Source organism: Georgenia alba, assembly GCF_042665525.1.
GTDB lineage: Bacteria > Actinomycetota > Actinomycetes > Actinomycetales > Actinomycetaceae > Allobogoriella > Allobogoriella alba.
The window spans coordinates 2,074,921-2,094,355 of record NZ_JBHTCQ010000001.1; the positions used below are offsets into that span (position 1 = coordinate 2,074,921).

General features: G+C 72.4%; 20 protein-coding genes. 17 read left to right on the forward strand and 3 right to left on the reverse strand.

The genetic code is table 11. The features are described from left to right. The first annotated feature begins 9 nt into the window (after nucleotides 1–9). The 11 genes from murC (at nucleotide 10) to dnaE (ending at nucleotide 12,316) form a co-directional block, all read left to right on the forward strand. A complete protein-coding gene (murC, locus tag ACFQQL_RS09595) occupies nucleotides 10–1,368 on the forward strand; it encodes a UDP-N-acetylmuramate--L-alanine ligase (RefSeq protein WP_465254036.1) in 1,359 nt (452 codons plus the stop codon). Further along, nucleotides 1,365–2,243 carry a cell division protein FtsQ/DivIB gene (locus ACFQQL_RS09600; protein WP_382393618.1) on the forward strand — a complete coding sequence of 293 codons (879 nt, stop codon included), beginning with the start codon at nucleotides 1,365–1,367 and terminating at the stop codon, nucleotides 2,241–2,243. Before murC ends, ACFQQL_RS09600 begins: the two co-directional genes overlap by 4 nt. A gap of 152 nt (nucleotides 2,244–2,395) precedes the next feature. Beyond that, the gene (gene ftsZ / locus ACFQQL_RS09605) at nucleotides 2,396–3,679 is read left to right on the forward strand and encodes a cell division protein FtsZ (protein WP_382393620.1); all 1,284 of its coding nucleotides are present in this window, start codon (nucleotides 2,396–2,398) and stop codon (nucleotides 3,677–3,679) included. Further along, complete coding sequence (locus tag ACFQQL_RS09610; RefSeq protein ID WP_382393622.1) at nucleotides 3,676–4,431, forward strand: purine nucleoside phosphorylase YfiH/LACC1 family protein; 756 nt, start codon at nucleotides 3,676–3,678, stop codon at nucleotides 4,429–4,431. Before ftsZ ends, ACFQQL_RS09610 begins: the two co-directional genes overlap by 4 nt. A 160-nt stretch (nucleotides 4,432–4,591) precedes the next feature. Next, a complete protein-coding gene (locus ACFQQL_RS09615; RefSeq protein ID WP_382393624.1) occupies nucleotides 4,592–5,077 on the forward strand; it encodes a cell division protein SepF in 486 nt (161 codons plus the stop codon). 5 nt (nucleotides 5,078–5,082) lie between these two features. After that, entirely contained in the window at nucleotides 5,083–5,397 is a 315-nt protein-coding gene (locus ACFQQL_RS09620) for a YggT family protein (RefSeq protein WP_382393626.1), read from the forward strand. Between the two features lie 182 nt (nucleotides 5,398–5,579). Next, entirely contained in the window at nucleotides 5,580–6,239 is a 660-nt protein-coding gene (locus tag ACFQQL_RS09625; RefSeq protein WP_382393628.1) for a DivIVA domain-containing protein, read from the forward strand. A 61-nt stretch (nucleotides 6,240–6,300) separates the two neighbouring features. Continuing rightward, complete coding sequence (locus tag ACFQQL_RS09630) at nucleotides 6,301–7,239, forward strand: signal peptidase II (RefSeq protein WP_382393630.1); 939 nt, start codon at nucleotides 6,301–6,303, stop codon at nucleotides 7,237–7,239. Further along, entirely contained in the window at nucleotides 7,232–8,164 is a 933-nt protein-coding gene (locus ACFQQL_RS09635) for an RluA family pseudouridine synthase (protein ID WP_382393632.1), read from the forward strand. The genes ACFQQL_RS09630 and ACFQQL_RS09635 overlap by 8 nt, the downstream gene beginning before the upstream one ends. Beyond that, entirely contained in the window at nucleotides 8,161–8,664 is a 504-nt protein-coding gene (locus ACFQQL_RS09640) for a GNAT family N-acetyltransferase (protein WP_382393634.1), read from the forward strand. Before ACFQQL_RS09635 ends, ACFQQL_RS09640 begins: the two co-directional genes overlap by 4 nt. A gap of 97 nt (nucleotides 8,665–8,761) precedes the next feature. After that, nucleotides 8,762–12,316 (forward strand): DNA polymerase III subunit alpha, encoded by a 3,555-nt coding sequence (gene dnaE, locus ACFQQL_RS09645; RefSeq protein ID WP_382393636.1) that lies wholly within the window; start codon nucleotides 8,762–8,764, stop codon nucleotides 12,314–12,316. A gap of 18 nt (nucleotides 12,317–12,334) precedes the next feature. Here the strand turns inward: dnaE and ACFQQL_RS09650 are convergent, their stop codons facing one another. After that, nucleotides 12,335–12,562, reverse strand: coding sequence for an RNA-binding S4 domain-containing protein (locus ACFQQL_RS09650; RefSeq protein WP_382393638.1), 228 nt, complete (start codon nucleotides 12,560–12,562; stop codon nucleotides 12,335–12,337). Between the two features lie 60 nt (nucleotides 12,563–12,622). On the opposite strand from ACFQQL_RS09650, the gene ACFQQL_RS09655 reads away from it, so the two are divergent. The 6 genes from ACFQQL_RS09655 to ACFQQL_RS09680 all read left to right on the forward strand — a co-directional run bounded on the left by ACFQQL_RS09655 (nucleotide 12,623) and on the right by ACFQQL_RS09680 (nucleotide 16,710). Continuing rightward, a complete protein-coding gene (locus tag ACFQQL_RS09655) occupies nucleotides 12,623–13,144 on the forward strand; it encodes a DinB family protein (RefSeq protein WP_382393640.1) in 522 nt (173 codons plus the stop codon). 10 nt (nucleotides 13,145–13,154) lie between these two features. Further along, nucleotides 13,155–14,507, forward strand: a complete 1,353-nt coding sequence (gene hisD / locus ACFQQL_RS09660) for a histidinol dehydrogenase (protein WP_382393642.1) — start codon at nucleotides 13,155–13,157, stop codon at nucleotides 14,505–14,507. Then, nucleotides 14,507–14,962: a nitroreductase family deazaflavin-dependent oxidoreductase gene (locus ACFQQL_RS09665; RefSeq protein ID WP_382393644.1), complete on the forward strand. Its 456-nt coding sequence runs from the start codon at nucleotides 14,507–14,509 to the stop codon at nucleotides 14,960–14,962. Before hisD ends, ACFQQL_RS09665 begins: the two co-directional genes overlap by 1 nt. Before the next feature lie 101 nt (nucleotides 14,963–15,063). Beyond that, nucleotides 15,064–15,510, forward strand: coding sequence for a VOC family protein (locus ACFQQL_RS09670; RefSeq protein ID WP_382393646.1), 447 nt, complete (start codon nucleotides 15,064–15,066; stop codon nucleotides 15,508–15,510). A gap of 8 nt (nucleotides 15,511–15,518) precedes the next feature. Further along, nucleotides 15,519–16,211: a winged helix-turn-helix transcriptional regulator gene (locus ACFQQL_RS09675; protein ID WP_382393648.1), complete on the forward strand. Its 693-nt coding sequence runs from the start codon at nucleotides 15,519–15,521 to the stop codon at nucleotides 16,209–16,211. 64 nt (nucleotides 16,212–16,275) lie between these two features. Next, nucleotides 16,276–16,710, forward strand: coding sequence for a GNAT family N-acetyltransferase (locus tag ACFQQL_RS09680; protein WP_382393650.1), 435 nt, complete (start codon nucleotides 16,276–16,278; stop codon nucleotides 16,708–16,710). 28 nt (nucleotides 16,711–16,738) lie between these two features. Here ACFQQL_RS09680 and ACFQQL_RS09685 read toward each other — a convergent pair whose 3' ends face one another. Further along, nucleotides 16,739–18,937 carry a RecQ family ATP-dependent DNA helicase gene (locus ACFQQL_RS09685; protein WP_382393652.1) on the reverse strand — a complete coding sequence of 733 codons (2,199 nt, stop codon included), beginning with the start codon at nucleotides 18,935–18,937 and terminating at the stop codon, nucleotides 16,739–16,741. Between the two features lie 56 nt (nucleotides 18,938–18,993). Beyond that, on the reverse strand, nucleotides 18,994–19,416 hold the full coding sequence (locus ACFQQL_RS09690) for a YccF domain-containing protein (RefSeq protein WP_382393654.1): 423 nt from the start codon (nucleotides 19,414–19,416) through the stop codon (nucleotides 18,994–18,996). Nucleotides 19,417–19,435 lie beyond the last annotated feature (19 nt).

The window sequence follows — 19,435 nt, forward strand, 5'->3', positions numbered from 1 at the left end:
GGCGCCGGCATGTCGGCCGTCGCCGAGCTCCTGGCGGCACGCGGGCACGAGGTCTCCGGCTCCGACCAGCGCGACTCACCGGTGCTGGCCCATCTCCGCACCGTCGGCGTGACCACATGGGTCGGTCATGACGCCTCGCACGTGCCGAGCGAGGGCAACCTCGTCGTCTCCACCGCCGTGCGCGAATCGAACCCCGAGCTCGTCGAGGCACGCCGGCGCCGGCTGCGTGTGCTGCACCGTTCCGAGGCGCTCGTGCGCGCGGCGCAAGGGCGCGACTTCGTGGCCGTGGCGGGGGCGCACGGGAAGACCTCGACCTCGGCGATGCTCGCCGTCGCCCTGGACGCCGCGGGCCAGGACCCCTCGTACGCCATCGGTGGCACCGTGCTCGCGCACGGCACCGGCGCCCACCTCGGGCACGGACCCGCCTTCGTCGCGGAGGCCGACGAGTCCGACAAGTCGTTCCTCGCCTACACCCCCCGCGTCGCGGTGGTCACCAACGTCGAGCCGGACCACCTCGACCAGCACGGCACCGAGGAGGCCTTCCGCCGGTCCTTCGAGGACTTCGTCGCCCGCATCGTGCCGGGCGGCCTCCTCGTGGCCGGTGCCGACGACGAGGGGTCGCTCACCCTGGCGCGGCACGCGCAGTCCTCCGGCACCCGGGTGGTCACCTACGGCGCCACGCGGACCGCGCCGGACGGCGTCGAGGCACACGTGGAGGTCGTGCCCACCGGCGGTGGATCGGCCGCGGCCGGCCGACTGCTCCGCCACGGTGCCGGGGACGCGCTCGAGGCCGACCTGACCCTGCGGGTGGGCGGCCGGCACATGCTGCTCAACGCGGCCGCGGCCTGGGCGGCCGGTCTGGAGCTCGGCGTCGACTCCGACGCCATGGCCCGGGGTCTGGAGACCTTCACCGGGACCGGACGGCGTTTCGAGCACCGGGGCGATGCCGCCGGCGTGCGGGTGGTCGACGACTACGCCCATCACCCGACCGAGGTCGAGGCGACTCTCGCCGCAGCGCGCGAGCAGGCCGGCGTCGGCCGGGTGCTCGTGCTGTTCCAGCCCCACCTGTACTCGCGGACGCAAGCCTTCGCCGAGCGGTTCGGCGCGGCGCTGGGCGGTGCCGACGAGGTGGTCGTCACCGACGTGTACGCCGCCCGGGAGGACCCCGTGCCCGGGGTGGACGGTTCGCTCGTCACCCACGCGATGACCGGTGCCGGCCGCTACGTGCCGGACCGGCTCGAGGCGGCACGTGCCGTCGCGGACCTGGCGCGCCCCGGGGACCTCGTGCTCACGGTCGGCGCCGGTGACGTCACCGAGCTCGGGCCGGTGATCCTCGAGCGGCTGCGCGGTCGGGAGGAGCGGGCATGAGGCCGCCCGCCGCGCCGCGACGCCGCTCGTCGGCGCCTCGGTCACCGGAGCCGGAGCGGCGCCGCGAGGAGGTCGTCGAGGCGGAGGCCGAGCGGCCGCGGCGTGCGCCGCGGCCGGCGCGCCGTGAGGTGCCGACCGTCAGCACGGGTCTCGCGGCGCGACAGGCCGAGCGGACGGCTGCCGCGCGGCGGCTGCTCCTGCGCCGCGTCGGTGCGGGGCTCGGCATCCTGGTGCTCCTCGTGGTCGTCGCCTGGGTGCTGCTGCTCTCGCCGCTGCTCGCGCTCGACGAGGACCGGGTCGAGGTCGCCGGGCTGACCCCGCTCGTCGACGGCGCCACGGTCCGGTCCGCCGTCGAGCCGGAGGTCGGGACGCCGCTGCTGCGCGTCGACACGGCCGCGGTCGCCGACCGGGTGCGCGAGATCGACGCCGTCGAGGACGTGCAGGTCTCCCGGGTCTGGCCGAACGGCCTCGCGGTGAACGTCGTGGCCCGGGTGCCGGTCGCCGTCGCCCAGGCGGACGGCGGCGGTTGGGTCCTCGTGGACGACGACGGCATCCAGCTCGGCGACCGGCGTCAGCCGCCGCCCACGCTGCCGCGCGTGACCGTGCCGCTGGGCGACAGCGGCGAGACCGGGCCCGCGCTGGACGCCGTGCTCACGGTGCTCGGCGCGGTGCCCGACGACATCCTGGAGCGGGTGGACCGGGCGGGTGCGACGTCGCCGGAGCAGGTCACTCTCCACCTCGGGAACGGGGCGACCGTGCGGTGGGGGAGCACGGAGGAGAGCGCGCTCAAGGCCGAGGTCCTGCGCGTGCTCCTCAGGCAGGACGCGGGCGTCTACGACGTCTCCGTCCCACGCTCGCCGACCACCTCCGGGTGAGGACGTCGGGCGACACGCGCGACACACCATCGCCGGTCGTTGCTCGGCTCCCGACGGCGACCTAGCGTCACGGGTGGCAGAAAATGACATAAGTCTAACCCTGAGGTAGAGGTTGAGGGTTGGGCTCCCGCAGGACGACGAGAGGGACCGACGTGGCGGCACCGCAGAACTACCTGGCGGTCATCAAGGTGGTCGGAATCGGCGGCGGCGGCGTGAACGCCGTGAACCGCATGATCGAGGTCGGGTTGAAGGGCGTGGAGTTCATCGCCATCAACACCGACGCACAGGCCCTGCTCATGAGCGACGCCGACGTCAAGCTCGACGTCGGCCGGGACCTCACGCGGGGGCTCGGGGCGGGCGCGGATCCGGAGGTGGGCAAGAAGGCCGCCGAGGACCACGCGGAGGAGATCGAGGAGGTGCTCCGCGGCGCCGACATGGTCTTCGTGACCGCGGGCGAGGGCGGCGGCACCGGCACCGGCGGCGCTCCGGTGGTGGCGCGCATCGCGCGCTCCCTCGGTGCGCTGACCATCGGTGTGGTGACCCGGCCGTTCACCTTCGAGGGGCGGCGCCGCGGGGTGCAGGCGGAGTCCGGCATCGAGGCGCTGCGCAACGAGGTCGACACGCTGATCGTCATCCCGAACGACCGGCTGCTGTCGATCTCCGACCGCGCCGTCTCCGTCCTGGACGCGTTCAAGTCCGCGGACCAGGTGCTGCTCTCGGGTGTCCAGGGCATCACGGACCTCATCACCACGCCGGGCCTGATCAACCTGGACTTCGCGGACGTCAAGTCCGTCATGCAGGGAGCCGGGTCCGCCCTCATGGGCATCGGCTCGGCCCGGGGCGAGGACCGGGCCGTCCAGGCCTCCGAGCTGGCGATCTCCTCGCCGCTGCTCGAGGCCAGCATCGACGGCGCGCACGGCGTGCTGCTGTCCATCCAGGGCGGGTCGGACCTCGGGCTCTTCGAGATCCACGAGGCCGCGCGGCTCGTCCAGGAGGCCGCGCACCCCGAGGCCAACATCATCTTCGGTGCGGTCATCGACGACGCGCTCGGCGACGAGGTCCGGGTCACGGTCATCGCGGCCGGGTTCGACGAGGGCGAGGGGCCTGCGGGCTCGCAGGCGACCATCGGTCGGCGCCCGGCCGGCCAGGTCGCGCCGCCGCGCGAGGCCTCTGCGACGACCCCGGCCGTGGTGTCCGCACCGTCCGCGGACACCGTGGACCCGGGCGCCGGTACGGGCGCCCCGGTTGCACCGGCCGCGGAGCCGACGCCGCCGGCGCCGGCACCCGAGCCGGTCCCGGTCGGCAGCAACGGCTCGGTCCAGGGTGAGCACCAGGACGAGCGGCGCCGGTCCTACGAGGTGCCCCACGTCTTCGAGGAGGACTCCCGGCGCTCGCGCCGCGACGAGGATCTGGACATTCCCGACTTCCTCAAGTGATTCCGGGATTCGCTGCCGCGGCGCTGCCCGGTGCGCGCGGTGGGTTCACCGCACGCGCCGGCGGCGTCTCGACGGGCCCGTACGCCGCTTCGGACGGGGCGGGCGGGCTGAACCTCGGGTCGCGAGTGGGGGACGACGACGGCGCGGTCCGGACCAACCGGGCACGGGTGGCGGCGGACCTGGGCGCGCCGGTGGTGTGGATGCGCCAGGTCCACGGTGGCGACGTGCACGTGGTCGAGGGGGCGGCCACCGAGCACGAGCCGGAGTGTGACGCGCTGGTCGCCGTCCCGGGTTCCGGCGTCGGTCTCGGCGTCCTGGTGGCCGACTGCGTGCCCGTGCTGCTCGCGGAGCCCTCCGGCGTGGTCGGTGCGGTGCACGTGGGGCGGGCCGGGCTGGTCGCCGGCGTCCTCGAGGCGACCTTCGCGGCCATGGCCCGGCTCGACGTCGAGCCCGGCCGGGTCACCGCGGTGCTCGGCCCGAGCATCTGCGGGTGCTGCTACGAGGTGCCGGCACAGATGCGGGACGACGTCGGGGGCCGGGTGCCGGGGACGGCTGCGTGGACGTCGTGGGGGACGCCGTCGCTCGACCTGCCTGGTGGCGTGCGTGGCCGGCTCGCCGAGCTCGGGGCGGGCGGCGTCCTCGACGCCGGCGTGTGCACGCTCGAGGATCAGCGCTACTACTCCCATCGACGCGCCGGGCGGGAGGGGGTGCCGGCGACCGGGCGCTTCGCCGGCGTCGTGCGGGCACGCTGAGGTGAATCGTGCGGGCACGCTGACGCGCCGGGCGACACGCCGGTAGAGAACCCGAGCACCGTCCGGGCGCTGGTCTAGCGTCGGTCAAGGCAGCAGGCCACGGCCGTGCGGATCGGTCCGGACGCGGGCCACCGCACGGCGCGAGAGACGAGGAGCAGCGATGGCGAGCACGATGCGCAAGATGATGGAGTACCTCTCCCTGGCAGAGCCGGAGGACGAGTACTACGAGGGGGCCGCGCCGGAGACCTACGAGGAGACCGAGCCGGAGCGCTCCAGCCGGCGTGACGAGCGCGAGCACCGTGCCGAGGTCACCCCGATCTCGCCGGCCGCCGCGCGTCATGTGGAGGACCGGATCTCCCACGAGGACCTGCGCCGGATCGTCACGGTGCACCCGTCCAGCTACAACGAGGCACGCGTCATCGGCGAGGCCTTCCGTGACGGGACGCCGGTCATCATGAACCTCACCGGCATGAGCGAACCGGACGCCAAGCGCATGGTCGACTTCTCGGCGGGCCTGGTCTTCGGTCTTCATGGCACCATGGAGCGCGTGACCAACCGCGTCTTCCTGCTCTCGCCCGCGACCGTCGAGGTCAACGGGCGTGCCTCTGACGAGGCTGTGCCAGGCCGCTTCTTCTCGCCGAGCTGACTTCCTTGGATCTCGTCTTCACGCTGCTGTCGCTGCTGGTCCAGATCTACATCTATGTCCTGCTCGTCCGCCTGGTGTTCGACTGGATCCAGGTCTTCGCCCGCACGTGGCGTCCGCGCGGCGTGGTGCTCGTGCTGGCCAACGCCATCTACGGGCTGACCGACCCACCCCTGCGGTTCCTACGTCGGTGGATCAAGCCGCTGCCCCTGGGGCAGATCCAGCTCGACCTGAGCTTCCTCGTGCTCTTCCTCGCGCTGATCTTCCTCCAGGCATGGATCCTGCCGCTGCTGTACGGGCTGCTGACCGGACCGGTGGGCTGAGGTCCAGGTCCGCCGCCGCCCGAGGGGACTGGACAGAAGCGCCCACGGCGATGCACATTTCGTGCGGTCCCGCACGGCGGCTACTGTCGAGGCTGACACCCGGCCGTCCGCTACGGTTGCTCCGGTGAGCAGCGGCTGACGCGGGCTCATGTACCAACCGAGACGACTCCAGAGGTGACGAGATGGCGCTGCTCACGGCAGACGACGTCCTCAACAAGAAGTTCCAGCCGACCAAGTTCCGCGAGGGATACGACCAGGACGAGGTCGACGACTTCCTCGACGAGGTCGTCAACACCCTCCGCGTGGTGGGCGGCGAGAACGAGGAGCTCAAGGCCAAGCTCGAGGCCGCCGAGGCGCGGATCGCCGAGCTGACCGGCAGCCCCGGCCCCGCGTCGCCGGACGTCGCTGCGGAGCCCGAAGAGACGGCAGCACCGGCGGAGGAGGCACCGGCGGCCGCCGCCATGGTCACCTCGGCGCCGCCGGCCGCGGCGGCCGAGGAGCAGCCCGCCCCGGCAGGGGGCGAGTCGGGCCCGGCGCCGGAGTCGGCGGCGGGCATGCTCGCGCTGGCCCAGCGCCTCCACGACGAGTACGTCTCCAACGGCAAGGCGGAGAGCGAGCGGCTGGTGTCCGAGGCCCAGGCCGAGGGCGAGCGGATCATCAAGGAGGCCGAGGACCAGCACAACCGCACGCTCACCCAGCTGGAGCAGGAGCGTTCCCTGCTGGAGCGGAAGATCGACGAGCTGCGGACCTTCGAGCGTGACTACCGCACGCGCCTGAAGAGCTACCTCGAGTCGCTGCTGCAGAACGTCGAGTCCGGCGCCCCGAAGGCCGAGGGCATCTGAGCCACGCACCAGACACGACTGCGGGCGGCGACCACGGGTCGCCGCCCGCAGTCGTTCCCGGGTGACAGGTACCGCCGGCTCCTCGCACTCCGCTCGTCCCTCGCTCGGGCTCGTCGCCGTCGTGCCCGATGTCGCCGGCTCCTCGCACTCCGCTCGTCCCTCGCTCGCGCTCGTCGCCGTCGTGCGAGAATCATCGGCGATGAGCACCGAGCCCTCCACGCCGCCGCTGCGGCGGCGCGACCTGCGCCGTCGCGCCGCCGGGACGTCGGCCGAGGCGGAGGCCGCGCCGGTCACCGTCGAGCCGCGCACCCGCCGCCGTCTGCTGGTGCTGCTCCTCGGCCTGACGGTCGTCATCGCGGCGGTCGACCAGGTGACGAAGTTCGTCGCCGAGGCCAGGCTGTCCGAGGACCGGGTCGTCCCCATCCTCGGTGATCTCCTGGGGTTCCAGCTCGTGCACAACCCGGGCGCGGCCTTCTCCATCGCGACCGGGATGACGTGGGTGTTCACGATCGTCATGGTCGTGGTCGCCGTCGCCGTGCTGCGGGTGGCGCGGAAGCTCGGCTCCACCACCTGGGCGGTGGCTCTCGGCCTGCTGCTCGGCGGCTGTCTGGGCAACCTGTACGACCGGCTCTTCCGCGACCCCGGCTTCGCGGTGGGCCACGTCGTCGACTTCATCAACTACAACGGCTGGTTCGTCGGCAACGTCGCGGACATCGCCATCGTCGCGGCGGCGATCCTCATCGCGCTGCTGGCGCTCGGCGGCCGCGAGGTCGACGGCACACGCGCCACCGAGCCGCAGCAGGACGAGTCCGAGGCGACCGAGCCTGAGCCGGGCGAGAGCGGCGAGACCGAGGCCCCGGCAGACAGCGCCGAGCCCGATGACGCCGTGCCCGGCGAGATCCACCCCGACGGCACCCAGCCCGACGTCACCCAGGCTGACGACACCGAGCCCGGCGACACCGAGCCCGGCGACACTCGCCCGGCGGGGGCCCATGCCTGAGGTGCGCGCCATGCCGGTCCCGGACGGACTGGTCGGCGAGCGGGTGGACGCCGCCCTCGCACGGCTGCTCGGGTTGTCCCGCACGCGGGCGGCGGAGCTCGCGGCCGAGGGCGGGGTCCGCCTCGACGGCCGGAGCCTCGGCAAGTCGGACCGGCTGACCGCCGGCGGGTGGCTCGAGGTGACGCTGCCCGACGTCGCGGCACCGGCCGCGGCGGAACCCGTCGCCGTGGAGGGGATGAGGATCGCCTATGCGGACGACGACGTGGTGGTCGTCGACAAGCCGGTCGGCGTCGCCGCCCACCCGTCGCCCGGATGGGACGGCCCGACGGTCGTCGGGGCACTCGCGGCGGCCGGTCACCGGATCGCCACCTCGGGGGCGGCCGAGCGCCAGGGCGTGGTCCACCGGCTCGACGTCGGCACGTCCGGTCTCATGGCCGTCGCGAAGTCCGAGGTCGCCTACACGGTCCTGAAGCGCGCGTTCAAGGAGCGCACGGTCGAGAAGGTCTACCACGCCCTCGTCCAGGGGCATCCAGACCCCTCGGCCGGCACGGTCGACGCCCCGATCGGCCGCCACCCCACCGCTTCGTACAAGATGGCCGTCGTCGCCGGCGGCAAGGAGTCCGTCACGCACTACGAGACCCTCGAGGCCATGGCCGGCGCGTCGTTGCTCCAGATCCACCTCGAGACCGGGCGGACGCACCAGATCCGGGTGCACATGGCGGCCGTGCGGCACCCCTGCGTCGGCGACGTCACCTACGGGGCCGACCCCCGGCTGGCCGAGCGGCTTGGTCTGACCCGTCAGTGGCTGCACGCCGTGCGGCTGGGCTTCGACCATCCGGTCACCGGGCAGTGGACCCAGATCAGCAGCGAGTACCCGGAGGACCTCGCGGAGGCCCTCCGACACATGCGGGAGGGAACCCGATGAGTGCAGGGCGTGCGGCGGACCAGGTCACGGTCCTGACCGTGACGGACCGACGGCAGCTCGAGCAGGCGTGGGAGGTGCGCACCGAGGTCTTCGTCGACGAGCAGCACGTCCCGGTCGAGGAGGAGATCGACGCGCTCGACACCGCAGCGACGACCAGTCACGTGCTCGCGGTCGACGAGGAGGGCAGGGCCATCGGCACCGGCCGGCTCCTGAGCGACCCGGACCACGCCGGCGAGGTGCACCTGGGACGCCTCGCGGTCCGCGCCCGCGTCCGCGGACGCGGCATCGGCGCGCAGCTCGTGGCGGCGATCGAGCGGGTCGCACTCGAACGGCACGCCGTGCCGGACGGCGAGGGCCGCCTGCGCGTCCGCGTGGTGCTGGCGGCGCAGGAGTCCGCCATGGAGTTCTACCGCCGCCTGGGCTACGAGGTGGTCAGCGGCCGTCGGTACCTGGACGCCGGCATCTGGCACCAGGACATGGCGCGGACCCTCACCGCCTGACGCACGCTCGGCGTGTCCCGACCCGACACGCCGGGACCGGGCGCCACGCCCCGGACGGTGCGCTCCGACGTCGTACCCGGCACCTAGAATCCCCCGCATGGCTGCCGGGGGATCTGAAGACTTCGTCCACCTCCACGTCCACACCGAGTACTCGATGCTCGACGGCGCGGCCAAGCTGGACCCGCTGTTCGCCGAGGTGAACCGGCTTGGTCAGAAGGCCATCGCCATGACCGACCACGGCTACATGTTCGGCGCCTTCGACTTCTGGAAGTCGGCACGCGACGCGGGCGTCAAACCCATCATCGGCGTCGAGGCGTACCTGACACCCGGCACATCGAGGCACGACAAGACGCGCGTGCGCTGGGGCGAGGAGCACCAGGCCGAGGACGACGTCTCGGCCCGCGGCTCCTACACGCACATGACGCTGCTGTCGAAGTCGACGGAGGGCATGCACAACCTGTTCCGCATGGCCTCCCTCGCCTCGCTCGAGGGTCAGATGGGCAAGGCGCCGCGGATGGACCGCGAGCTGCTGAGCACCTACGGCAACGGCCTCATCGCGACCACGGGCTGCCCCTCGGGAGAGATCCAGACGCGTCTGCGGCTGCGCCAGTGGGACGAGGCGGTGCGCGCCGCCGGCGAGTTCCAGGACATCTTCGGCAAGGAGAACTACTACGTCGAGCTCATGCAGCACGGGCTCGACCTGGAGACCCGGGTCACCCCGGACCTGCTGCGGCTCGCCGAGCACATCGGCGCCCCGCTGCTGGCCACCAACGACTCCCACTACGTGACGGCCGAGGACACCAGCACCCACGACGCACTGCTGTGCATCAACTCCGGCTCCACCCTCGCCGATCCGAACCGGTTCAAGCTCACCGGTGACACGTACTACGTGCGCTCGGCGGCCGAGATGCGCGAGCTCTTCCGGGACCACCCGGAGGCGTGCGACAACACGCTGCTCGTCGCGGAGCAGTGCGACGTGCAGTTCACCACGGCCGCCGACGGCGCCAACTACATGCCCCGGTTCGAGGTGCCGCCGGGTGAGGACGAGCACTCCTGGTTCGTCAAGGAGGTCGAGAAGGGCCTGCACTACCGCTTCGGCGAGGCCATCCCCGACGAGGTGCGCAAGCAGGCGGACTACGAGGTCGGCGTAATCACCCAGATGGGGTTCCCGGGCTACTTCCTCGTCGTCGCGGACTTCATCAACTGGGCCAAGGAGCGCGGCATCCGCGTCGGGCCCGGCCGCGGTTCCGGCGCCGGCTCGATGGTCGCGTACGCGATGCGCATCACCGACCTCAACCCCCTCGCGCACGGGCTGATCTTCGAGCGGTTCCTCAATCCCGACCGCGTCTCGATGCCCGACTTCGACGTCGACTTCGACGAGCGTCGGCGCGGTGAGGTGCTCGAGTACGTCACGAACAAGTACGGCGACGACCGCGTCGCGCAGGTGGTCACCTACGGCACGATCAAGGCCAAGCAGGCCCTCAAGGACTCCTCCCGGGTGCTCGGCTACCCCTTCGCCATGGGGGAGAAGCTGTCCAAGGCGATGCCGCCCACCGTCATGGGCAAGGACATCACCGTCAAGGGCATGTTCGACCGCGAGGACAAGCGGTACGCCGAGGCGGAGGAGTTCCGCCAGCTCCACGCCGCCGACCCGGACGCGCAGAAGGTTGTCGAGCTGGCCAAGGGCCTGGAGGGCCTGAAGCGGCAGTGGGGCGTGCACGCCTGCGCCGTCATCATGTCCTCGGCGCCGCTCATCGACATCATCCCGATCATGCGCCGGCCGCAGGACGGCGCCATCATCACGCAGTTCGACTACCCGACCGCCGAGGGCCTCGGGCTGCTGAAGATGGACTTCCTGGGGCTGCGGAACCTCACCGTGATCGGCGACGCGCTGCGGAACATGGAGCGCAACGGCAAGGAGCAGGTCGACCTCGAGAACCTGGGACTCGAGGACCGGAAGACCTATGAGCTGCTCTCGCGCGGCGACACGCTCGGCGTCTTCCAGCTCGACGGCGGTGGCATGCGCACGCTGCTGCGCCAGATGAAGCCGGACAACTTCGAGGACATCTCCGCCGTCGGTGCCCTGTACCGGCCCGGTCCGATGGGGGCGAACTCCCACACCAACTACGCGCTGCGCAAGAACGGCCAGCAGCAGATCACCCCGATCCACCCGGAGCTGGCCGAGCCTCTGGAGGAGATCCTCGGCACGACCTACGGCCTGATCGTCTACCAGGAGCAGGTCATGGCGATCGCGCAGAAGCTCGCCGGGTTCTCGCTGGGGCAGGCGGATCTGCTGCGCCGCGCCATGGGCAAGAAGAAGAAGGCGGAGCTGGACAAGCAGTACGTCGGCTTCGAGTCCGGCATGCTCGATCGCGGCTACTCCAAGGACGCGGTCAAGACCCTGTGGGACATCCTGCTGCCGTTCTCCGACTACGCCTTCAACAAGGCCCACTCGGCGGCGTACGGGGTGGTCTCCTACTGGACCGCCTACCTCAAGGCCAACTACCCGACCGAGTACATGGCCGCCCTGCTCACCTCGACGCAGGACAACAAGGACCGTCTCGCGCTCTACCTGGCCGAGTGCCGGCACATGGACATCACCGTCCTGCCGCCGGACGTCAATACCTCGGCGGCGGACTTCACGCCCGTCGGCACGGACATCCGCTTCGGCCTGGCAGCCATCCGTAACGTGGGCGCCAACGTGGTGGGCGCGATCGTCGAGACCCGCCAGGAGAAGGGCGAGTTCACCTCGTTCACGGACTTCCTGGACAAGGTGCCGGCCGTCGTGTGCAACAAGCGCACGGTCGAGTCGCTCATCAAGGCCGGTGCCTTCGACTCCCTCGGCCACCGGCGACGGGCGCTGCTCGCGCGCCACGAGGAGGCGATCGACGCCGTCGTGGACGTCAAGCGCAACGAGGCCGTGGGTCAGTTCGACCTGTTCGCCGGACTCACGGACGGCACAGGGGCGGCGCCCGGCGGCGGCTTCGCCGTCGAGATCCCCGACCTGCCGGAGTGGGACAAGAAGCAGAAGCTCGCCTTCGAGCGCCAGATGCTCGGGCTGTACGTCTCCGACCATCCCCTCGCCGGGCTCGAGCACGTCCTGGACCGGGTCGCCGACACCCAGGTGGCGACGCTGCTGGAGGACGGGGCCGTGGCCGACGGCGCAAACGTGCACATCGCCGGGCTGATCACGTCCCTGCAGCGCAAGATGACCAAGAACGGCAACCCCTGGGCCATCGCGACGGTCGAGGACCTCTCCGGCTCGATCGAGGTGCTGTTCTTCCCGCAGACCTACACGACCGTCTCCACGGCGCTGGCCGAGGACACGATTGTCACGGTGCGCGGCCGCCTCAACCGGCGGGACGAGGTGCCGACCATCTACGCGCAGGAGATGACGCTCCCGGACGTCTCCGACGTCGAGAACGGGCCGGTGGCGGTCACGCTGCCGGAGAACCGGTGCACCGGCCCGGTGGTCGAGCAGCTGCGCGGGATCCTCGCCAACCACCCGGGACCGGCGGAGGTGCGGCTGCACCTGACCAAGCCGGGCCGCGCCACCGTCATGCGGCTGGCCGACACGCTGCGCGTCCAGCCCACGCCGGCGCTGTACGGCGATCTCAAGGCGCTCCTCGGGCCCAGCTGCCTGGTGGGCTGAGCCGGTCGCCGGCGGCGATCAGCCCACGCGAGCCCGTCGCCGTCCGGACGGCAGGTCGACCTCGACCACAGACCCGGTCACCAGCTGGCGACCGCGGCGGGTCTCGACCTCGCCGTCGACCGTCACCTCGCCGTCGGTGATGAGCGCCCGGGCCTGCGAGCCGTCGTCGGCCAGGTCCGCCAGCTTGAGGAACTGCCCGAGCCGGATCGAGCCCTCGGTGGGGATGGTCGGCACGTCGTCACTCATGCCCCGATCCTCCCAGGAATGCCGTTGCCGGGCGGTACTCCGAGCCGGTAGAGGTGACGGATGACCGACGTCGCGCCCGCCCGCGAGGCCCTCACCTGGCAGTTCGACATGGTGTGGTCCCTCGCCCAGTACCACCTGCCCGCCCTGACGGACGAGATGTGCACCTGGGAGCCGGCGCCCGGTGCGTGGACGGTGCGGCCGACGGACGACGGCTGGGTGGCCGACTGGGCGGACGAGGAGCCCGACCCCGTCCCGGCGGTGACCATCGGCTGGGTCTGCTGGCACATCGCCTGGTGGTGGTCCGAGACGGTCGCCCGGGCACGCGGTGAGGAGCCTCCCGGCCGCACCGGGGTCCGCTACCCGGGGTCGGCGGACGGTGTCCGGGCTCAGCTGACCGCGCTCGCCGAGCAGTGGCGCGAGATCCTCGCGGACCTCGACGACGCCGCACTGAGCCGCCCCTCGACGTTCCCCTGGCCGGACGAGCGACCGTTCGCGACGACGATCGCCTGGGCGCACGCCGAGCTGATGAAGAACGTCGCCGAGATCGGTCTCCTCCGGACGGTCCACCGGGCCCGGACCTAGACTGAGGGCCATGCTCACGCGCACGGACCTGCGGGGCCGAACCCTGACCACGGCCGAGCTCACGGCTCTGCTCCCGCGGGCCGCGCTCGACGTCGAGCAGGCGCTGCAGAGCGTCCTGCCCGTCATCCATGACGTGCGGGCACGCGGGGCCGGGGCGCTGCGTGACCTCGCCGAGCGCTTCGACGGGGTCCGGCCCGAGCACGTGCGAGTCCCGCGGGAGGCACTCACCGCCGCGCTCCGGGAGCTCGCGCCCGATCTGCGTGCGGCGCTCGAGCTGTCGGTGGCACATCTGCGTTCCGGGCACACGGCGCAGCTGCCGACCGAACGCGTCACCGAGGTCGTGCCCGGCGGTGTCGTGCGGCAGCGGTGGGTACCGGTCCGGAGGGTCGGTCTGTACGCCCCGGGAGGCCTGGCCGTCTACCCCTCCAGCGTGCTCATGAACGCCGTGGCCGCCCAGGTCGCGGGGGTCGAGGAGCTGGTGGTCGCCTCGCCGCCGCAGCGCGAGCACGACGGCTGCCCGCACCCGGTGATCCTCGCCGCGTGCGCCATGCTCGGCATCGAGGAGGTGTATGCGGCCGGGGGAGCCCAGGCGGTCGCCATGCTCGCCCACGGCGCCCGCGTCGAGAGCGACGTCGACCGCGCGGACCTCGAGGCGGCCGGCGGCTCCGGTGACGTGCTCTGCGAACCGGTCGACGTCGTCACCGGACCGGGAAACGTCTACGTCGCCGCCGCCAAGCGCGCCGTGATGGGGACGGTGGGCATCGACGCCGAGGCCGGGACCACGGAGATCGCGGTCCTCGCGGACGACACGGCCGACCCGGCGCACGTCGCCGTCGACCTCATGTCGCAGGCCGAGCACGACCCGGCGGCCGCGTCGGTGCTCATCACCGACTCGCCGTCGCTCGCCGACGCCGTCGACTCCGAGCTCGCGCGGCGTGTGCCGCGGACCCGGCACGCGGAGCGTGTGCGGACGGCACTGACCGGGCCGCAGTCCGGGACGCTGCTGGTCGCCGACCTCGACCACGGCGTTGCGGTGGCGGACGCCTACGGTGCCGAGCACCTCGAGATCCAGACCGCCGACGCAGCGGGTGTCGCCGGCCGGGTCCGCAACGCGGGCGCGGTCTTCGTGGGCCCCTACTCACCGGTGCCGCTCGGGGACTACCTGGCCGGGTCCAACCACGTCCTGCCCACCGGCGGGACGGCGCGGTTCGCCAGCGGCCTGAACGTCATGGCCTACATCCGCGGCGTCCAGGTGATCGAGTACGGCGAGGCTGCGCTGAAGGAGCTCGCGGACCCGCTCACGACCCTGGCGACCTCCGAGGACCTGCCGGCCCACGGCGAGGCGGTCCGGGCACGCTTCTGATGCGACGCATCCCCCGGCCGCTGGCGCGCGCGCCGATCGCCCTGTTCCGGGCGGGCCTGGGTGCGCTGCTCGGGGACACGGCCGTCATGGTCGAGCATCGTGGACGGAGGTCCGGGCTGCCGCGGCACGTGGTGCTCGAGGTCCTCGTGGCCGAGCCGGACGCCGTCGTCGTGGTGAGCGGTTACGGCGAGCGGGCGCAGTGGTTCCGCAACGTCCGCGTCGACCCGCGGGTCCGGCTCTGGTGGGGACGCGCGCGGGGCGTTCTGGCCCTCGCCGAGGTGCTCGACGCGTCCGCCGGACGTGAGCTGCTGGAGACGTACCGGCGGCTGCATCCCTGGCGGTCGAGGTTCGTCGCCCGCGTCCTGGACCTGCCCGCGCTGGGCGATCCGCGCCCGCTGCCGCACGACATCGGTGAGACGGTCCGCCTGGTGCGGATCAGCCGGGTGACGACCTGAGCAAGAACTAGGGCTGCACTTGCTATTGACAAGTGCACTTGTCTTTCGCAAGTATCTCCCTGTGCCCGCGGCTCGGCGGGCCCCAACTCGAGGGAGAGTCCATGAGCACCAAGATCTTCGTGAACCTGCCCACCACCGATCTCGAGCGGGCCAAGGCCTTCTACTCGGCGCTCGGCTGGGAGATCAACCCGAACTTCACCGACGACAACGCCGCCTGCGTCGTCATCGACGACGACGTCTACCTGATGATCCTCAAGCGGGAGTACCTCGCGACCTTCACGGACAAGCCGATCTCGGACCCGAGGACGAGCCTGCAGGTCGAGGTGGCGCTCAGCCGGGAGAGCCGGGAGGACGTCGACGCCCTCGTGGAGAAGGCGCTCGCGGCCGGCGGCACCGAGCCGCGGGACGTGCAGGACTACGGCTTCATGTACGGGCGCACGTTCGAGGACCCGGACGGCAACCTCTTCGCCCCGCTCTACATGGACCCGGTCGCGGCCGAGAAGGGACCGGAGGCGTTCGCGGCCGAACAGGAGGGGGCCACCGCCTAGGCGACGTCATGGCGGGACGGAGCTACGGGCAGTACTGCGGAGTCGGCACGGCCCTCGAGCTGGTCGGTGAGCGATGGGCGCTCCTCATCGTTCGCGACCTGCTCGTCGGGCCGCGCCGCTACTCCGACCTCCAGCGTGGTCTGGAGAAGATCCCGACGAACATCCTCGCGGCGCGGCTCAAGGAGCTGCAGGCGAGCGGCGTGGTCCGCCGGGCACCGCTTCCGACGGCGCGGGCGGGCATCGTCTACGAGCTCACCGACTTCGGACGCGGGCTGGAGGACGTCGTCCTGGCCCTGGGGCGCTGGGGGTTCAAGGCGATGGGAGAGCCGACCCAGGACGACGTGGTCACACCCGACTCGATGACGATGGCGCTGCGCACGGCGTTCGTCCCCGGGGTGGCGGCCGAGCTGCCGGACGCGGTGTACGAGGTGCACGTGGGCGACGTCGTCCTGACGGCGAGCGTGCAGGGCGAGGAGCTGACCGTGACGCCGGGGTCCGCGGCCCGGGCCGACCTGGTCATCGTGACCGGGCCGGGGCTGCGTCAGGTCATCTCGGGCGAGCTGACGCCGACCGAGGCGATCGACGCCGAGGTCGTGACCGTGACGGCCGGCGACGCGCGGCTCCTGGAGCGTTTCGCCGCCACGTTCCATCTGGATCCTGGTCCCGTGCCGGCCCGCCGCGAGGACCTCGCCGCCTCCTGAGACTGCGGGGATCCTGAGGCTCCTCGCCGGTACGGTCGTGCCGGAGCCGGAGACAGGAGGAGACATGGCGGCCGGGCTCGAGCTGGTTGATCTCGCGGCGGGTGACCCGCGATGGGTGCAGGCGCTGCCGGTGCTGCAAGAGCTGCGGCCCCACCTGACGGCGGAGCTGCTCGAGCAGGTCCTGGCTGCGGGAGGCCCTCAGGGGTTGCGGTTCCTCGCCGCGTTCGACGGCGACGCATGCCTCGGCCTGGCCGGCTGGCGCGTCATGGATACCACCAGCGTCATCCGGAAGCTCTACGTCGACGACCTCGTCACGACGGATCGACGCCGATCCGCCGGCGTCGGGGCGGCGCTGCTGCACGAGCTCGAGTCACGCGCCCGCGCGGCCGGCTGCTCCGCCGTCGAGCTCGACTCCGGCGTCCAGCGGCACGGCGCCCACCGGTTCTACCTGCGGGAGCGGTATCGCATCTCCTCGCACCACTTCGCGAAGTCGCTCTGAGGTCCGCGGGGCACGCCGCGGAGCGTGGTCAGCGCTGGGCGAGGACGAACGGGTGGACCCGTGCGGCACCGGCGAGGCGCAGCGCGCGGGCGGCGACGGCGAGCGTCCAGCCTGAGTCGGTGAAGTCGTCCACGAGGACGACCGCGCGTCCCGGGAGACCGGCGAGTGCGGCGTCGGACAGCTCCAGGCCGAGCCGCCGGTGCACGGCGGCGAGTCGCTGGGCCGAGTTCACGTCGTGACGGCCGGGTGGCCGGTCCGGGTCCGGGGCCACGGCGCCGACGAGCGGCGCCTGGAGGATGTGCGCCAACCCGCGTGCGAGGTGCTCGACGAGCTGCGGCCGCGTCGCGGACGCGACCATGACCACCCCGTCGACCGGAGCTGTGTTGTCGGTGCCGGCCGCGAGGTCACCGGACCACTCCCGGAGCACCTGCTCGACGGGCCGGCGCAGCACCACGGGCAGCTCGCCGTCCGTGCCGCCTGCGGCGAACAGCTCTCGGAGCGGGACGGACCAGCCGAGCCCGTCCAGGCGGGCGACGGCGCGGCCCGGCTCGGCGCGCTCCTCCTCGGGGATCTTGCCGCGCAGGTCCAGGCCGACCGCGTCCAGCCCGGTCGGCCACTGCCGCCGCGGCGTGATCTCCACGCCGGGTCGGTCCAGGGCCTGGCGCACCGTACTCACGGTGGAGTCGTCCACGGCCTGCTCGAGATCCGTCCCGCCGCACAGGTCGCAGCGGCCGCACCGCCACCCGTCGTCGAGCTCGGGGTCGTCGAGCTGGGTGCGCAGGTACGCCATCCGGCAGCCGGACTCCTCGAGGGCGACGTAGCGCAGCATCGCCTGCTGCTCGGCGACCCGCGCCCGCGCCACCCGCTCGTACCGCTCCCGGTCGTAGCTCCACGGCTCGCCGGTCGCCTCCCACCCGCCGCGGACGCGGTGGACGGCACCGTCCACGTCGAGGACCTTGAGCATCGTCTCGAGGCGGTTCCGCCGCAGGTCCACGTGGGTCTCGAGCTTCGCCGTCGACATCGTCCCGCCGTCGGCCAGTGCCGCGAGCGTCTCGCGCACCGACGGCTCGGGCGGGAAGCCGAGCGAGCCGAAGTAGGCCCAGATGTCCTCGTCCTCGGGGCCGGGGAGCAGCACGACGTCCGCCCGGTCCACCCCGCGGCCGGCGCGGCCGACCTGCTGGTAGTAGGCGATGGGTGAGGACGGAGCGCCGAGATGCACCACGAAGGCCAGGTCCGGCTTGTCGAAGCCCATGCCCAGCGCGGACGTGGCAACGAGTGCCTTGACGCGGTTCTCCTTGAGGTCGGCCTCCAGTCGCTCGCGCTCGGCGGGATCCGTCTGGCCGGTGTAGGCCGCGACCTCGTGGCCGGCTCCGCGCAGCTGCTCGGCGACCGCCTCGGCCGCGGCGACGGTCAGGGTGTAGACGATGCCCGAGCCGTCCCAGCGGGGAAGCTGCTGGCCCAGCCACGCGACCCGGGTGGCCTGGTCCGCCAGGGGAAGGACCGCGAGGTGGAGCGAGGGCCGGTCGAGGGAGCCGCGCAGGACGAGCACACCGTCCGGGTTCGCGGTCCGCCCGACGCCAAGCTGCTCCGCGACGTCGGCGCTGACCCGTGTGTTGGCGGTCGCCGTCGTCGCCAGGACGGGGATGCCCTCGGGCAGGTCGGCGAGCAGCGTCCGGATGCGGCGATAGTCGGGCCGGAAGTCATGGCCCCAGTCCGAGATGCAGTGCGCCTCGTCGACCACGACCAGGCCGGCGCTCGCGGCGAGCCGGGGGAGCACCTCGTCCCGGAAGCCCGGGTTGTTGAGTCGCTCGGGGGAGCAGAGCAGCACGTCCACCTCGCCGGCGGCGATGGCGGCGTGCACCTCCTCCCACTCGGAGACGTTGGCCGAGTTGATCGTGACGGCGCGGATCCCGGCACGCGCGGCCGCCGCGATCTGGTCCCGCATGAGGGCCAGCAGCGGGCTGATGATGACCGTCGGGCCCGCCGGCGCGCGGCCGGCCGCACCGGAGCGAAGGAGCGCCGTCGCGACGAAGTAGACCGCGGACTTCCCCCAGCCGGTGCGTTCGACGACGAGAGCCCGGCGCTGCCCGGCCACGAGCGCCTCGACGGCGGTCCACTGGTCGTCGCGCAGGCGCGCGTCGTCGTCGCCGACCAGGGCGCGCAGCGCCTCCTCGGCGCGGTCGCGGAGGGAGGCCTCGGTGCCGACGACGGTCAGGTCGCTGCTCATTCCTCACACGCTCTCACGGGGGTGCGACGTGGGGCGGCGGTGATCCACAGGCGTGCTCAGGGGCGCAGATCGACGGAGTGCGCGGGCTGCATGCCGTGCGGGATCGCGTCGGACGGCACGACCTGCTTGCCGAACGGGAAGACCGTCACCGGGATCATCTTGAGGTTCGCGACCGCCAGCGGGATGCCGATGATGGTGATCGCCTGCGCCGCAGCGGTGACCACGTGCTCGATCGCCAGCCACACCCCGGCGACGACGAACCAGATGACGTTGGCGACGGCCGAGCCGGTACCGGCGGTCGGCCTGCGGACGACGGTCCTGCCGAACGGCCAGAGCGCGTAGCCGGCCATGCGGAACGACGCGACGCCGAACGGGATCGTGATGATGAAGACGCACGCGAGGATCCCGAAGGCGATGTAGCCGAGTGCGAGCCAGAACCCGCCGAAGACGAGCCAGATGAGGTTCAGCAGAGCGCGCACAGTTCAAAGGGTCGCACAG